The sequence below is a fragment of the Lysinibacillus sp. Ag94 genome (genome assembly GCF_023242215.1).
Taxonomy (GTDB): Bacteria; Bacillota; Bacilli; order Bacillales_A; family Planococcaceae; genus Lysinibacillus.
Genome location: NZ_CP096780.1, coordinates 3,248,273 through 3,263,895 on the forward strand (window position 1 = coordinate 3,248,273; position 15,623 = coordinate 3,263,895).

Genomic DNA, 15,623 nt, shown 5'->3' on the forward strand with positions numbered 1-15,623 from the left:
TTTGTATGGCTGTTTGATATAGTCTTCAAGGCATAATAAAAAGCCACAACTCATTTAGAGCGTGACTTCTTCAAAATCTTCTAATATTCACTTTTCAAAATTGACAATATGGCAAGATCAATATACTTCCCGTTCTCAAATTCATGTTGTCTCAAAACACCTTCTTGACAAAAATTTAATTTCTCCAACAATCTTATAGATGATATATTTTCTGGTTCTACTTTTGCCTCTATCTTATTAATTCCCATTGACGTAAAGGCAAAATGGATTATGCTACTTAAAGCCTCTTGCATAATACCCTTTCCCCAATATTCAGGTTTTAAATCATATCCAATCTCTATTCGGTTATGTTCATGTTCATAATTCAAATAACCACATGTTCCAATCACTTTTTTGGTTTTAGTTTCTTCGATTACCCATCTTAAACCTGTCTGTTCTTTGAAAATTTTATCATACCAATTTATTTCATTTATTGCATCTTCTACTGAAGTAAATAATGTTAATGGAATATACTTAACTACATTTTCATCAGAATAAAGCATAAAAATATCCTGGGAATCATCAACTATTCCTTTTCGTAGGATAAAGCGATCCGTTTGCAATTTAGGGAAATCTTCAAAATTGAACTCCATATTCATAATAACTCTCCTTTTATTTCAAATTGATACGCATACCATTATGAACCTTAACATTGTATGAAGGTCAAATTAATTTAAATAGGAATAAAAGTAAGACTAAAATGAAGTTTATACAATTACTAATAAAGTTGCCAAGCCACACCTGTTAGATGTGACTTTTCGAATTAAAGAATGGTATCAACTTGTTTACCTTTATCTGTTAGTTCTATTTTTACTTTTTCTTTTTGTTCATCCGAAACTTCAATTGTCGTAATTTATATATATCCTTGACTTTCAAGCGTTTTAACATAATCTGAATCATCTATCGTTAAACTTAGCTCTTTTTTTGGATTATCTCTTGAAAAAGCTTTTACTCTTAATAATGTTAAACCTTCTCTACTGATTCCTTGCATTATCATCACCTCCAATCTACCTATCTATCATAGGTTAAACGGTATATATTATCATTATAGGAATAATAAAAAGCAACGCTTATATTAACGTGACTTGGATAACGACTTCCTTGATTTTGATTCTCTATCGTTCAGAAATTCCATTTGCCAACAGTAACAGATAGATAAATATTGATAACGGTATCATAAATGTAATGTTTGAAAGAATACTGAACACCTTTACAGTTATATTTTTAGATTTAACCCCTAAAATTAACGACACAATAAACCCAATGTCTATCAAAACATATAAGAAAATTGGAATCCATAAATTTATATTTGGAGACCTAAATACAAAGAAAATAAATAATGCAACTAAGAACAACACTAAAGTTAAAATGATTGGATAAAACTCTTTATGTTGTTTCAATATATTACCTCCTTTCATTTTTGTTCTACCAATTATAATGGAAATGGAAATGACTGTCTGTAATATAATTAATTTTGATATAAAAGGAGACTACCAATTTAGTAGCCTCTCATGCTTGTATTAATCCAGTAATCTTCAAGTTTTTGTATATCGTGTCTTGATAGTTTGCTCATATGCCCTCCACAATTGATGTGTGCCATTTCTGTATTTCACTGCGATGTCGTAGGCATGTGCAGCACCTACCTTGTTTTATATTTATTTAAAACTGTACTTTTATTTTTAAATCTATTTCACAGGCATTTCACTATACAAACATAGCTATCACATCATAATAATAGTAAGGTAAAGCTAATTTAGCCTTACACATCCTATCCTTTCAACTAAGGGTCACTCCATCCCAAGTGGCCCTTTTTTTATGGTCTTATCACACAAAAATATATTTTTTAATGCCCATAGCTGAATAGTCTAACAACCATACTCCTTCAATGCAGCCAACATATTCTATATTATAGAAAGGAGGTGTGTCTTATGGGATACTATGGTGGAAATGTTGGTGGCATTAATTGCGGCAACTCTGGTGGCGGATATGGTAGTGGCTCTGCATTTGCCTTAATTGTTGTTCTATTTATACTTCTAATTATTGTCGGCGCTACTTTCTTGAATACTGGATATTAACATTTCCAATTTAAGGGTCTCCATACTAACCTGGTGACCCTTTTATAGTTTCTTTATTCATATTGTTCATTAGTTTACTGTAGCGTCTGATCACGCAACGTTTTAAATTTCCAGGTTTCAACTATACAAAACTATGATTACAACATAGTTATAGTTTTGTTAAAGCGTTGGCTTGATACTTTAATGTATTGATCCAATGATTACTTTTTAACCATTTCTTTTTAAGGAGATGGCTCTTTTTTTATTTTGGGATAGCAACCTGTTGCATTGCATCGCCTGCACTGCGCTATCCCGCCTATTTTCATTTCTCCTACTTCTTTCTACCGCACTGTATCTACAATTCTTTTCTTGCAATATCAATCATTCGCATATCTTCGGGACTTACACCTCCGAGATAAAGCTCCTCAGTTTTTTATTTGTGGCCATGAATTAGGACATGCTATTCAACATCCAAATACCAATACTTCTTTTCTGAAAAAACATACTCTTTTTTCTACAGATAATTAGAAATAGAGGCCAATACATTTGCTGTTGAATTGCTTTTACCTGACGAACTATTTTGGAGCAAGATAATGATTCATGTTTTACCATCTATGATGCAATTAAAAAAATGGTGTTCCAGTCGAACTATTATCTTTAAAAAGTATAGATGGTAAAAAATTTTAACACAAAACAGAACATTTATTCTCATTTAAGGTGGTAATAATTATGTGAGGTTGACAGAAAAGCGAAATAAGAAAGGAGAAAGGAAATGCAAGGTGGAGTTCGTAAACGTGGAAACAATTGGTATTACTATTTTGAATTAGGTTTGGTTGATAGTAAACGAAAAAAAATTAAGCGTAAAGCTGAAGGTGCTCAAACTAAAACAGAAGTAGAATCTGTTTTGAGAAGAAAAATATTAGAATATGAAAATGCAGGTACTGTATTCAAACCATCTGAAATGACACTTCATGATTTTTTAATGTTTTTGCAAATTGAATATGTACAATTAAGGTTAAAGCCAAATACTCAAGAAAACTATCGAATAACAATTAAAAATCACATTACACCACACATTGGTAAGTATAAATTAAAATCACTCACACCACATGTTTTACAACAATTTATGAATTTGAAGTACGAGAAGGACTAGCTCGACAAACAGTTAGCATAATACAAGCAATATTAAACAAATCACTAAAACAAGCTGTTTATCCATATAAGTATATTAATGAAAATCCAATGCAGTATGTTGAGTTACTAAAAGATAAAGATCGCAAACCTACGAGAGATAATTTAAAAATTCAATCGAAAGAGAATTTAAGACTAATGAATGAGAGAATAAATGAAGATCATCCATTCTTCTTACCTTTTCATATTGGTTTTCATTGTGATGTTCGAGTTGGAGAATTATGCGGTCTTGAGTGGAAACATATAAATTTTGATGAAATGGTAATAGAAATTGAACAGCAACTAATAAATAAAAAATTTACAGATGAAAATGGTAAAGAATATTTTAGGTGGGTTGTAGGTCCACCAAAATCTAAATCAGGTTATCGAACTATTCCAGTTGGTAAAACCTTAATGGAGATATTGAAGAAAGCAAAAAAGAAACAAATCGAAAATCGATTAAAGTACGGTGAATTTTATCTTCAAGACCTAGAACATGATTTTGTTTGCAAAAAGAGAAATGGAGAACATTACACTCCTGCTATTATAAAGTATCAAACAAGAGAGTTAATTAAAAATAAATTAGGTATCGATTTCAACTATCATTCATTATGACATACACACACAACAATGTTGATTGAAAGTGGACAACCTATAAAAACTGTTCAAAAAAGATTAGGACACAGCAGATCAGCAACTACTGAAGACCGCTATGTCCATTTAATTCAAAAGATGGCAAGAGATGCTGCCGTTATTTTTAATTCCATCGCAAAAGATTTATAAATTGTTGGCACAATTTAAAAGCGGTGGCAAATCGGTGGCAACTTCCACCCTATTGATATAAAAATTAAATTCAAATCCTAATAAACGCTGTTATATCAACGTTACTTCGAATCATCCATCTTCAGAACAGCCATGAATGCTTCTTGTGGTACTTCGACTGAACCTACTTGTTTCATACGTTTTTTACCTTCTTTTTGTTTATCAAGAAGTTTTCGTTTACGAGAAATATCCCCACCGTAACATTTCGCTAATACGTTTTTACGCATAGCTTTAATTGTTGAGCGTGCCACAATTTTTTGGCCCACTGCTGCTTGAATTGGCACTTCAAATTGTTGACGTGGGATTAATTCTTTTAATTTTTCAACGATGACTTTACCGCGCTCGTATGCAAAGTCACGGTGTACGATGAAGCTTAGTGCATCGACTTGCTCACCATTTAATAAGATATCCATCTTCACTAGTTTTGAAGTCTGATAACCAATGAGTTCATAGTCAAATGAAGCATAGCCCTTCGTATTTGATTTTAAATAATCAAAGAAGTCATAAACGATTTCTGATAACGGCATTTCATAAATAATGCTGACACGTGTTGTGTCAATATAATCCATTGTCATAAAATTACCGCGCTTTAATTGACAAAGCTCCATAACAGCTCCTACATAATCGTTTGGTACCATAATTGTAGCTTTTACATATGGTTCTTCCACATGATCAATTTTTTGAGGATCCGGCATAAATGAAGGGTTGTCAACCTTCACTGTAGAGCCATCCGTCATTTGAACATTGTAAATTACAGAAGGCGCTGTTGTGATTAGATCGATGTTAAACTCACGCTCAATACGCTCTTGAATGATTTCCATGTGTAAAAGTCCTAAGAAGCCACAGCGGAAACCAAATCCTAATGCTTGTGATGTCTCTGGCTCATATTGAAGTGCAGAGTCATTAAGCTCTAATTTTTCTAACGCTTCACGTAAGTCATTATATTTCGCTGTATCGATTGGATATAGTCCGCAGTACACCATTGGATTTAAACGACGATAACCTGCTAATGGCTTATCTGCTGGGCGATTCGCAAATGTAACTGTATCCCCCACACGAGTATCACCTACATTTTTAATAGACGCTGTTAAATAACCTACGTCACCGACAGTTAATTCAGCTTGTGGTACAACTTTCGGTGTGTGTATACCAACTTCAATAACTTCAAATTCTGCTCCAGTAGCCATCATACGAATTTTATCGCCAGGTTTTACTGTACCATTCATGATTCGAATGGAAATAATAACACCTTTGTAAGCATCGTAAACAGAGTCAAAAATAAGGGCTTGTAACGGTGCATCTGGGTCACCAGTTGGTGCAGGCACTTTTTCTACAATTTGTTCTAAAATATCTTCAATCCCGATACCGGCTTTAGCGGAAGCTAAAACCGCTTCAGAAGCATCTAACCCGATTACGTCTTCAACTTCTTGACGTACACGTTCTGGATCCGCTGCTGGTAAATCAATTTTATTGATAACAGGTAAAATTTCTAGATCGTTATCAAGCGCTAAGTATACATTTGCTAGTGTTTGTGCTTCAATACCTTGTGCTGCATCGACAACTAAAATTGCACCCTCACAAGCAGCTAAACTACGTGATACTTCATATGTGAAATCGACGTGTCCTGGTGTGTCGATTAAATGGAAAATATACACTTCACCATCTTTAGCTTCATACTTTAATTGGACTGCATTTAATTTAATCGTAATGCCTCGCTCACGCTCTAAATCCATTGAGTCGAGTAGCTGTGCTTTCATTTCACGAGATGTTAGTGATTTCGTTTGCTCTAAAATACGGTCAGCTAGCGTTGATTTCCCGTGGTCAATATGTGCAATAATAGAGAAATTTCGTATATTCTCTTGTCTTTTTAAACGTGCTTCTCGGTTCATCTTTTCCACTCCTAATTAAACTATAATGAATTATACTATGAACCTTATACAAACCACAACAACAGAACAGCATAAATGCTGTTAAATCAATGGTTATTCTAAATAGTGTGCCGTTTCCTCTGCAAAACAATGCAAAAAAGATAATAAGTTGCTAAAAATAATTTCCGATACCTTTCATAAAAAATAGCCAGCTACACCTAGAAATGGTGCACACTGGCTATTACTAAAATCAATTTGGCCTCGGCATAATTGCCGCTGACGCTTCGCTTTCGCGCAGAAAATATTGCCGCTGACGCTTCGCTTTCGCGCAGAAAACATTGCCGCTGACGCTTCGCTTTTGCTACAGATAAATTGCTACAGGACATGGCGTCCTAGGCTGAGTTCCTCTATTTCAGCGGATACTTTTATACCTAAAGCATAGCGACAGGTACAGATGTTTGGACACCCGCTGAAAGAAGTTAAATATTTATTGTTTGTTGAATAAGGTTTGTTAACGTTTTAACACCTTTTTGTTCTAAATGCACACCGTCTGGCGCAAAATATTCTGGGTGATTGATAGCAACCGAATGCCAATCAATCAATGTAATATTATCATGCTCTTGAGCTTTTTGTTGTAATGTAGAGTTTACATTACTTTCCCATGAGCGAGGTACTCGAGTATTCACTAAATAAATATCGGCATTGGAGAAAGCGTTAAGTAGTGAATCGATCTGATCATTCGTAAAGAAACCATTTGTGCCAAGCTGAATAATAACCGCTTTATTTGACTCATTAAAACTCGCATAATTTGGTGCCAGTTGGACAGCTTGTGAAACTTGACGACCAATTTTTGCATCAATTGTAATGTTAGGATAGATATTATGTAAGCTAGTAGCAATATCTATCATTAAAGAATCTCCAATAGCTAATATACCATTATAGGATTCATTTGAATTAGCGGTTGTATCATTTTCTTCTTGCTTTGGTTCTTCTTTGTCCGCTTGAGGGCTAGTTTCAGTTTTTTCATGCTCAACATTCGATGAATTACTTTCCGTTGTTTCTTTTTCATCATTATGCTTAGAAGGTTGCTCTTCACCATTTATTTTAATTTCTGTTGGCTTAGATTCTTTAGATTCCGTTTGTTCTTTTCCTATAACGCCTGTCATTCCAGTAAAAAATACTAGAAGAAATAGAGAAACAAGCACAGTAGAAATTTTTCTAGTAAACGAAAAGCTGCCCCATTTATCTTTATTCACTACAAGATATTGTCGATAATAGGAGCGGAATCCTTCTTTCCTTATTGGCATTTCAATAAAACGATACGATATTTCTGCAATGATCAAGATAAGTACTAGCTGTAAAGCAACTCGCCAGTATGCAGGATTACCTATTTCGTGAACTGGAGTACCCAACACCATAATTGGATAATGCCATAGATAAATTCCATATGATCTTGAACCGATCCAACGTAGAGGCTTCAAAGAAAGTAATTTTCCTAAAATGCTAATTGGATGACAAACACACGCTATTAATATAGCTGCATTCAAACAAAATAGGAACATGCCCCCTCTATATAAGAAAGTTTGATATTCATTTACAAAAATAATACTTAATATGAAAATACTAAAAGCAACCAAACTTATAGCATTTAGTTTATTGACATGGTCAGTAGATAGTTTTTGAGAAGATAGTCTTTTCATCGGCCAAACGAGAGCTAGCCAGCATCCTATAAGTAATTCAAAGGAACGTGTATCTGTCCCGTAATATATACGACTAGGATCAGCTCCTGGCTCATACAGTATACCCATTAACACAGCCGAACATAATGCACCGCTAAAGATAAAAATGGCTAATTTACTCTGTTTTTTCACAAGATAAAGTCCTAGCATTAACAGAATTGGCCAAATAAGATAAAATTGTTCTTCAATTGCTAAAGACCATAAATTTTTTATAGGTGAAGGGGATCCAAAACTATCAAAATACGAGAGCTTATGAAAAATGAACCACCAATTACTTGAATAAAAAATAGAGGATATTGCATCTCCGCGCAGTGTATGGAGAAGTTCCTTATGAAATAAGGTAGCCCAAGCGAATGAAGTTATAATCATTACATACGCAGCAGGTAGTAGGCGTCTAAATCGTCCAATCCAAAATTCACCTAGCCCTACTTTTAATCGATTTCCTTTTAAAGGTAAAATAGTAGAAGTTATTAAGTAACCCGATAAAACAAAAAAGATATCAACTCCTAGGAACCCTCCACTGGCCCATTTGAAGTTAAAATGATAAGCTATCACAGCTAGTACTGCTAAAGCTCGAATCCCATCTATTCCAGGGATATAACGATGATTGACTGTCTTGCCTGACATAAAATTCCTTCCTCTTCTTCCGATAATCTACAAATTTATAGTGTGAAAATTAATATTAAGTCAATATCGTCCCCTTTTAACTACTGATTCGGTGCATTCACTTATATAAATGACGGGTGAGTATTTATAAAAGTTTACTTTTTTATCACATAAACAACATTAAATTAACTTCATATGTATAGTTGTCCTTCATTCTTTTAAAATGAAGGTTAATCTTATTCATATTTTATCCATCAAAAAAGCATCTCCAAAATGGTAGATGCTTTAAAAGCGTATTTCGCCTATTGCATATGCTTCTTCACTTTTACAACTCATCGTCAAATCTTTATGTGCTGACTCGAAAATTATAAGGCAAGAAATGAATAATGAAAAGGTTTAATTACTATTTTTTCTTAAATAAATTCCTGGTATTTTTGCTAAAAAATCTACTTTGTCCAAAATGTAATTAAGTGCAACGTCTCAATAAAAAATTGGCAAAAAGAAGACTGTAAAAAAAGCCGCTTTTCGCCAATTCCAAATTAGTTATTCTTGTTTTCCTGTAATGAAGGATTTTGATATAGCTTTTCCAATTACAGCAATCGTACGATTCAATTCTACTTCTGTATTATCAATTCCACCTAGTTCGATTAATATCATTTCTTTTGTTAAATCTTGATTATAACGTCCATCTACATTGTCACCACTTTTTGATATAACACCTCTAGAAATTTTTGGCACAATTCCATTCATGGCAGCAGATAGACTTTCTGCATAAGCAGTATTCCATCTATAATTCTTATGCTCTGCACCAATAACAATCGCAATCCGTGCATAGGACTCATTGTTATATGTTAAAGTTGTCGCATCTCTCTTGGCAGAATCTCGATGCAAATCAATAACTAAATCGTACGATTGCTCTTCTAAACGTTTTGCTAAATAAGGCCGTACAAAGTTGTAAGAGTACGGAAAAGTTTTCCCCTTAAGTTTTAGTTCCTTCATAACATCCACATCTAAAACGTCGGTTTGTATTCCATTCGTACTAAAATGCTTAGAAATAGTATCTTTTAATTGATAAATATTCGTTTTTTCATCATAAACGGCGGCTTTCCCGCTAGCGGCTTTCACTATTGGTTGATATGATTCTTGTGAATGCGTAAATAATAACAATACTTTAAATGGTTTTTTTGTTTGAGCTTGTGTTTGATCTTTTGTTGCTTCTTTTGAAGCTTCTTTTGTTGCTTCTTTTGTTTCCTCTTTTGTCTGCTCCAGTGCACTTTGTTCAGCTAAATTAGTAGCGGCATACACGACTTGTTTATCCTCTGGTTCTTTAATCGGAGTCGATGCTTGCTTGTTGAACGGAAGTTGCCCAGCAATGACAGGTAATACGAAGAAGAACAATAATAAACCAAATGACCACTGTAGTTTTTTTAGCAAAGTCACACCCTCCTCCCCTTATCGTATGGAGGGGATGTGTCTTTTAGAACGAAAAAAATTATAGATTATTAGCCCATTTCATAAGCATAGATGACACGAGTTTTGCATACTTATCTACCCAATAATCAGCTTCCTTTGGCGTAACCATCAGCTGTGTATGCGAGCCTGCGAAAGTCTCAGCAAATAATTGCTGACGCTCTTCTTTAGACCATGTAGCCCATTCGCCAAAAATCGGCTGTACTAAAGACATATCTAGTTCTTTAGTTATATCAGGTTGCCAAGACGACAATGACAATTTTGATGAAGGTTTACTCCGCTCTGCCACTCGTGCAGCTATAGAACGTAGCATTACTTCTACAGCATCCGCAATTAATACAGGTGCATCAACTACTGTTGGAATACCAATTGCGGTAACAGGAATGCCAAGCATCTCATATGAAATTTCCTTACGGTGATTTCCTACACCTGATCCAGGGTGTATCCCTGTATCCGTTAATTGAATGGTTTTACATAAGCGATCACTAGCTCTCGTTGCAAGTGCGTCTACAACAATAATTAATTTTGGTTTAAGACGCTCTGCCAATGCAGCTACAAATTCACCAGTCTCGTATCCTGTTTGCCCCGTTACACCAGGCGCATACATGACGAATTTTTCATCTATTACATCTAAACTATGCAAATGATCAATAAGATACGGTCCTATAGCATCTGGTGTAATTGTCCGATTCCCTAAACCAATAATTAAAATTTTGTCATCTTCTTTCCATGACATGGATTCATGCATTTTTTTAAAATTCACAAGCAATTCTTTTTCAAGCTGCTCAAAGCCATCCTGATCTTCTAACGTCAAAGTAGGAACAGAAAGCGTAATGTACTTCCCTTTCTTCTTCCCAATTTGCTTCTCACCTTCTGCATCAACGAGCACATCAGTGATTTTTACCCGACCGGCACTCTGTTCTTCAATTTGAATACCACTCGACTCTTTAAGTTTATCTTTTTGCTCTTTCGTTCGATGTAAAACAACCTCTTCAGACTCATCGATCAAATCTGTGCGTTGCCAATTAAAATTTTGCATACAGTTCACCTCAACTGTAGTTTGTTCAAACTGTCAAGTAAATATTCTTTGCATTTATCTATTGCAATTTGTCCTAGCGTTTGTTAAAATGATTTTTGTTGTATTGACACAAGAAATCAATGAGAAGATATCATCTCGTACCTATTTTAGGAGGTGAAACATATGCCAAACATTAAATCTGCGATTAAACGCGTAAAAGTTAACGAAAAAGCTAACGCTGCTAACACTCAAGCTAAATCTGCAATGCGTACTACAGTGAAAAAAGCTGAGAACGCTGTTGCTACTAAAGCTGAAAACGCACAAGAACTTTTACAAGCAGCTTACAAATCTTTAGATAAAGCAGCTTCAAAAGGACTTATCCACAAAAACGCGGCGGCTCGTAAAAAGTCTCGCCTTGCTAAAAAAGCGTAATTGTTATAAAAGATCAGTTTACTCTATTAAGGGTAGCTGATCTTTTTAATTTACAAGAAAATTAATTACATCTTGATAACAAGCTGCCCCTAGTGCTCCGGACAGCTCATCAATAGATATATTTTACTACACAATTCTTAAAGCTGCCGCAGTAAAAAGAGTTCTAAATAACGCTCACGATTGCCTCCTGTTGATTTCAGTTGTAAATCGACCTCTGCTAACTGATATAACGCCTTCAATAAGCTTTCCTCTGATGGACGATTACGCTGCTCAACCATCAACTTAACCCGATAAGGATGTATTTTTAAATTTTTTGCGATTTGCTGTGGGTGATAGCCCTTTTTTAATAAATAAAACACATTGGACATCGTACGTACATTTGATGCTAGCAAACCAACAAGCATAATAGGCTCTTGCTTTTGACGTAATAAATCATGGTAAATAGACAATGCCCCTACTGAATCGTTTGCAAAATAAGCATTTAACATTTTAAAGGCATCCTGCTCTAACGTTTTTGCCACTAAATCCTCGACTAGCGTAGCAGTTATCTCACCGCCATCTCCGATATAAAGGGTTAGCTTTTCAATTTCCATTTGCAACTGTAGCATATTCGATCCAACCATTGCGACAAGCTGCTCAATCGCATTTTGTGTAATGCTGTTGCCCTCTGCTTTAACTCTACTTTGTATCCACACAGCTAAGTCCTGCTCTTTTGGCGTTTCGGCTTGGACTAATAACGCATGCTCCTTCATCATCTTTGTCACTTTTTTACGTTCATCCAATTTTTCATAAGGTGCGATAAAAACTGTTACGGAAAAATCAGAAGGATTAGCAAGCCATGTTTCTAAGCGCTTCATATCATGGTCAATTTTTTCTTTTCCTTTTTCAGTTGCCTTTAAAAAGGATGCGTTTTTAGCAATGATCAGCTTTCGCTCAGAGAAAAAAGGAATTGTATCAGCTTCATCCATAACGGCATCCACTGGCGTTTCTTCCAAATCAAATGTTGACATCTCTATCTCTTCTTCGGGTCCTATCGCTTCTTTCAATCGTTTAACTGTTTCATCTATAAAATAGCCTTCCTCACCAACGAGTAAATACACTGGTGAGAGCTCTCCTTTTTTGATATTATTCCAAATCGTTGAAATCATAATTTTCCCTCCATCTAGCAATACTACTAGTATACATGATTTGAAATTCCTTTGTGACTTTGACTGAATTGTGTCGATTCTTTGCCACATGGTAAATTCTCCGTTTCGATATAGCTTTTATGAAAACGATGTCTTATAATAAATAACAGAATTGGAGGGATAACAATGAATCCATTTGAAGGAAAAAACATACAATGTCGCCGTAACGATGCAACTGATTCAGGAGTTGGCTTCGGTGTATCTTTCGGAATGTTCGCACTTATGTTTCTCATCGCGATAGTAGTAGAAGTAGCCTCTAAATAATTGAATGTCATGTACTTAGGAAAAAGACCTTGCTCATTGGACAAGGTCTTTTCCCTTTTGCACAGACCAACTATTGCCACGAATTCTTACTTCAATCGTCCCATCTATTCCAGTTGTTAAAGTAGCTAAATTTCGACTTGTAAAACGCTCCATTATCTCAGCATGTGGATGACGATAGCGGTTATTGAGCCCCGCGCTGAAAATGGTTAATTCAGGTCGTAGTAGATCTACAAAAGGCTCAATACTCGATGTTTTACTGCCATGGTGTCCAGCCTTCAACACTGTCATATTCGCTAATTGCTTGTTATAAAGATGAATAAGCTCCTGTTCCCCATGTTCCTCTAAATCACCTGTTAACAACGCTCGAAATGACCCCTGCTGCATATATAATACAATTGAATCATCATTCCCCTCATACAAGGTGTCACGCGGCCATAAATAATAAAAACTAGTTTTTCCTATACGCCACGCAGCTCCCTGCATTTTTTCTTTCACAGGAACTTTTTGCTTTTTGGCTTTCATCAGTAAATCCCGCATGACAGGCTTATCCATCGAACCGGGAGTGAGATGAATTTCATGCATAGTAAGCTCTTGCAAAATCTCTTCAGCTCCCTCTACGTGATCGGCATCTGCATGAGTGGCGATAAAAATATCAATGTCTCGTATCCCTTTTCCTTTCAAAAACGGTACAACAACTTGTCTCCCAACCTCATATGGGCTTTCTGAAGTCTTCCATACTTCCTGATCAAAGCGTAGTAAACCGCCTGAATCAATAACATACACAGCCCTTCTAAACGGTAATTCTATAACTGTACAATCACCTTGACCAACATTTAAAAATGTCAGCTTCGTTTCGTTAAACAACATCGGTAATAAATGAATACACAATGCAGGAATAAAAATGACAATTACAAATTTACGATAACGCTTTATCTCTATAAAATAGAATCCCGCTAATACGCTGATCAACGCTATGCAAATAAGCCATATAGCAGGCTTCCCAGGCGACCACAGCTGAAACGGCAATTCCTGAAGAGATAAAATAAACTTTGTAAGCCAAATACGGACCGGCTCGTATCCAGCAAACAAAGCTTTTGCTACTGGCATTGAAATAATCGTTATTATAAACATGGCAATATTGAAGGGCAAAATAACAAAAGAAAACAGTGGTACAAAAATAATATTTGCTAAAAATGAAGAAATAGAAATTTCATAAAAATGATGGAGTAATAATGGATAAACAAGTAGCTGGCACACAAATGTTATAAAAAATGAACGAATCAACCAGTTCGTAGATCGTCTTAAAATGACACCTGAATAAACTAGACTAACCGTCGCTAAATAGGACAATTGAAAGCCAATCTGAAAAATGACACCGGGTTCAAGTAGGACAAAGCAAAGAAAGCTAATTGCTAGGGCATCGTCAATCGATATTTGCCACCTAGCGAAACGCATCAGCATGATTAATTCTACAACAGATACTGCGCGCCATACGGAAGGAGCACCACCCGCAATCACCCCATAGATAGGTAAGATGATGAGTAAAACTAAGGTCGCCATTTCCTTCCGTACGCCTATTCGTAGAAGGCCTTCAAAAAACAACCATGAGACAAGTGCCACATGCAAACCAGAGATAGCAAATATATGAGTGATACCAAGCTTTTGGTAGGCTCTTTGAAGCTCATGATCCACTTGATCCTGTAATCCTATTAGAAGTGCTTGTCCCTCTGCAACTAGTGAATCAGGGAATGTTGTTTCAATATGTTTTTTCATAAAGTGTCTCTGTTTAGCAAGAAACGAACGTATAGATTTTTTCTCTTCAATAAAGGTCCATCTTGACACTTCAAATATTCCTCTGGCACCTTTACTAATTAAATAGTTTTCCATAGAAAACGCATACGCGTGCGCAGGTGGAAGAGGTGCTACAAGTTCTCCTTGAACTAGATAGGTCCTGCCTGTCAATGAAGTAATCTCAAACAAGCTTTTCTCTTCTTCTGATGAAAATGTATAGACGACATACAGCTTCTCACCTGTTTCAGTTTTAACAAAGCCTCTAAGCTTTTGACCATTTATTTTATATTCACTCGACCAAGTTATGGAGAATGTTGACGGTAGAGGGGAAGATTCCGTCAGTTGAAATGTTACGATGAAGAAATAAGAAAGAAATCCAAAGGCTATAACAAGCGCTGAAATTAAACGCCTTTCACCTTTCCATTTAAGCCATAACGCGAAAAGCAGAAGAATAGTAAGTAGCCAAGCTGACTTGTGTGCCGCCATTGAAGCAACAAGTACAGCTAGTGCTACGTAAATCCATTTATGCTTTAAAGCTTTTTGCCAAATAATGCACTCACCTTCTGTTCATATGGGAGCAATTTTTCTGCAGGCATACCACTCTCACGAAGCTCGTTTAGCATGTCTATGTACAAGGCTAATTTTTCGTCGCTTAAAAAGTCAATTTTACGTTCATCAAACGGAACGTGTACAACCTCTACACCTGCTTTTTCAAATAATTCTTGTGCATAAGGGTTATTTTTATAATCAGTAGCGTAATACACTCGTTCAATACCTGCTTGAATAATAGATTTCGTACATGGTAGACACGGGAAATGCGTAACATATAAGTCTGCACCTTTTGTAGGCGTACCATATTTAGCACATTGTAGCAGTGCATTCATCTCGGCATGCACTGTACGCACACAATGGTTTTCCACAACATAGCAGCCTTTTTCAATACAATGTTCATCACCTGTAATTGAACCGTTATAACCACCTGCTATAATGCGTTTATCTCTAACGACAGTTGCTCCTACTGCAAGCCTTGTACATGTACTACGTAATGCAAGTAAATGGCTTTGCGCCATGAAAAATTGATCCCAAGTAATTCGCTCCATATGACTACCTCCATAAATTTAAAAGCTGTTCGTTTTGCTCTTTTTATACTATAGTGTAGCCCT

General features: G+C 35.6%; 15 protein-coding genes and 2 pseudogenes. 7 read left to right on the plus strand and 10 right to left on the minus strand.

Annotated features, from left to right (window positions below; all coding sequences use genetic code 11):
* Positions 1-80: 80 nt before the first annotated feature.
* From MY533_RS15050 to MY533_RS15060, 3 genes are all read right to left on the minus strand, one after another.
* Positions 81-638, minus strand: coding sequence for a GNAT family N-acetyltransferase (locus MY533_RS15050; protein ID WP_248716608.1), 558 nt, complete (start codon positions 636-638; stop codon positions 81-83).
* Positions 639-892: 254 nt separating this feature from the next.
* Entirely contained in the window at positions 893-1,030 is a 138-nt protein-coding gene (locus MY533_RS15055) for a hypothetical protein (RefSeq protein ID WP_248716609.1), read from the minus strand.
* Positions 1,031-1,154: 124 nt separating this feature from the next.
* Positions 1,155-1,439 carry a hypothetical protein gene (locus MY533_RS15060; protein ID WP_248716610.1) on the minus strand — a complete coding sequence of 95 codons (285 nt, stop codon included), beginning with the start codon at positions 1,437-1,439 and terminating at the stop codon, positions 1,155-1,157.
* Positions 1,440-1,967: 528 nt separating this feature from the next.
* Between MY533_RS15060 and MY533_RS15065 the strand changes: the two genes are divergently transcribed.
* The 5 genes and pseudogenes from MY533_RS15065 to MY533_RS22365 form a co-directional block, all read left to right on the plus strand.
* On the plus strand, positions 1,968-2,114 hold the full coding sequence (locus MY533_RS15065; protein ID WP_132356888.1) for a YjcZ family sporulation protein: 147 nt from the start codon (positions 1,968-1,970) through the stop codon (positions 2,112-2,114).
* Positions 2,115-2,519: 405 nt separating this feature from the next.
* Positions 2,520-2,671, plus strand: a pseudogene (locus MY533_RS22360) (ImmA/IrrE family metallo-endopeptidase); the annotation flags it as partial.
* A 194-nt stretch (positions 2,672-2,865) separates the two neighbouring features.
* Positions 2,866-3,246, plus strand: a complete 381-nt coding sequence (locus tag MY533_RS15070) for an N-terminal phage integrase SAM-like domain-containing protein (protein ID WP_248716611.1) — start codon at positions 2,866-2,868, stop codon at positions 3,244-3,246.
* Between the two features lie 89 nt (positions 3,247-3,335).
* Complete coding sequence (locus MY533_RS15075; protein WP_248716612.1) at positions 3,336-3,878, plus strand: site-specific integrase; 543 nt, start codon at positions 3,336-3,338, stop codon at positions 3,876-3,878.
* Between the two features lie 12 nt (positions 3,879-3,890).
* Positions 3,891-4,046, plus strand: a pseudogene (locus MY533_RS22365) (tyrosine-type recombinase/integrase); the annotation flags it as partial.
* Between the two features lie 101 nt (positions 4,047-4,147).
* Here MY533_RS22365 and lepA read toward each other — a convergent pair.
* From lepA to gpr, 4 genes are all read right to left on the minus strand, one after another.
* A complete protein-coding gene (gene lepA / locus MY533_RS15080; protein WP_248716613.1) occupies positions 4,148-5,974 on the minus strand; it encodes a translation elongation factor 4 in 1,827 nt (608 codons plus the stop codon).
* Between the two features lie 458 nt (positions 5,975-6,432).
* Positions 6,433-8,319: an acyltransferase family protein gene (locus MY533_RS15085; RefSeq protein WP_248716614.1), complete on the minus strand. Its 1,887-nt coding sequence runs from the start codon at positions 8,317-8,319 to the stop codon at positions 6,433-6,435.
* Positions 8,320-8,841: 522 nt separating this feature from the next.
* Positions 8,842-9,738 (minus strand): stage II sporulation protein P, encoded by an 897-nt coding sequence (gene spoIIP / locus MY533_RS15090; protein ID WP_248716615.1) that lies wholly within the window; start codon positions 9,736-9,738, stop codon positions 8,842-8,844.
* A gap of 52 nt (positions 9,739-9,790) precedes the next feature.
* On the minus strand, positions 9,791-10,807 hold the full coding sequence (gpr, locus tag MY533_RS15095) for a GPR endopeptidase (RefSeq protein ID WP_248716616.1): 1,017 nt from the start codon (positions 10,805-10,807) through the stop codon (positions 9,791-9,793).
* A gap of 162 nt (positions 10,808-10,969) precedes the next feature.
* On the opposite strand from gpr, the gene rpsT reads away from it, so the two are divergent.
* Positions 10,970-11,218 (plus strand): 30S ribosomal protein S20, encoded by a 249-nt coding sequence (gene rpsT / locus MY533_RS15100; protein ID WP_132356899.1) that lies wholly within the window; start codon positions 10,970-10,972, stop codon positions 11,216-11,218.
* Positions 11,219-11,355: 137 nt separating this feature from the next.
* Here the strand turns inward: rpsT and holA are convergent, their stop codons facing one another.
* A complete protein-coding gene (holA, locus tag MY533_RS15105; RefSeq protein WP_248716617.1) occupies positions 11,356-12,366 on the minus strand; it encodes a DNA polymerase III subunit delta in 1,011 nt (336 codons plus the stop codon).
* 165 nt (positions 12,367-12,531) lie between these two features.
* On the opposite strand from holA, the gene MY533_RS15110 reads away from it, so the two are divergent.
* On the plus strand, positions 12,532-12,669 hold the full coding sequence (locus MY533_RS15110) for a YqzM family protein (protein WP_142508925.1): 138 nt from the start codon (positions 12,532-12,534) through the stop codon (positions 12,667-12,669).
* 33 nt (positions 12,670-12,702) lie between these two features.
* On the opposite strand, the gene MY533_RS15115 is transcribed toward MY533_RS15110, so the two are convergent.
* Positions 12,703-14,946 (minus strand): DNA internalization-related competence protein ComEC/Rec2, encoded by a 2,244-nt coding sequence (locus tag MY533_RS15115; protein ID WP_248716618.1) that lies wholly within the window; start codon positions 14,944-14,946, stop codon positions 12,703-12,705.
* 44 nt (positions 14,947-14,990) lie between these two features.
* Positions 14,991-15,560, minus strand: coding sequence for a ComE operon protein 2 (locus MY533_RS15120; RefSeq protein ID WP_142508927.1), 570 nt, complete (start codon positions 15,558-15,560; stop codon positions 14,991-14,993).
* Between the last annotated feature and the right edge of the window lie 63 nt (positions 15,561-15,623).

Coding starts and splice junctions, on each gene's coding strand:
- holA (WP_248716617.1), bottom strand. CDS start 12,366: ATGATTTCAACGATTTGGAATAATATCAAAAAAGGAGAGCTCTCACCA.
- MY533_RS15110 (WP_142508925.1), top strand. CDS start 12,532: ATGAATCCATTTGAAGGAAAAAACATACAATGTCGCCGTAACGATGCA.
- MY533_RS15065 (WP_132356888.1), top strand. CDS start 1,968: ATGGGATACTATGGTGGAAATGTTGGTGGCATTAATTGCGGCAACTCT.
- gpr (WP_248716616.1), bottom strand. CDS start 10,807: ATGCAAAATTTTAATTGGCAACGCACAGATTTGATCGATGAGTCTGAA.
- MY533_RS15075 (WP_248716612.1), top strand. CDS start 3,336: ATGCAGTATGTTGAGTTACTAAAAGATAAAGATCGCAAACCTACGAGA.
- MY533_RS15115 (WP_248716618.1), bottom strand. CDS start 14,946: ATGGCGGCACACAAGTCAGCTTGGCTACTTACTATTCTTCTGCTTTTC.
- MY533_RS15055 (WP_248716609.1), bottom strand. CDS start 1,030: ATGCAAGGAATCAGTAGAGAAGGTTTAACATTATTAAGAGTAAAAGCT.
- rpsT (WP_132356899.1), top strand. CDS start 10,970: ATGCCAAACATTAAATCTGCGATTAAACGCGTAAAAGTTAACGAAAAA.
- MY533_RS15070 (WP_248716611.1), top strand. CDS start 2,866: ATGCAAGGTGGAGTTCGTAAACGTGGAAACAATTGGTATTACTATTTT.
- MY533_RS15085 (WP_248716614.1), bottom strand. CDS start 8,319: ATGTCAGGCAAGACAGTCAATCATCGTTATATCCCTGGAATAGATGGG.
- lepA (WP_248716613.1), bottom strand. CDS start 5,974: ATGAACCGAGAAGCACGTTTAAAAAGACAAGAGAATATACGAAATTTC.
- MY533_RS15050 (WP_248716608.1), bottom strand. CDS start 638: ATGAATATGGAGTTCAATTTTGAAGATTTCCCTAAATTGCAAACGGAT.
- MY533_RS15120 (WP_142508927.1), bottom strand. CDS start 15,560: ATGGAGCGAATTACTTGGGATCAATTTTTCATGGCGCAAAGCCATTTA.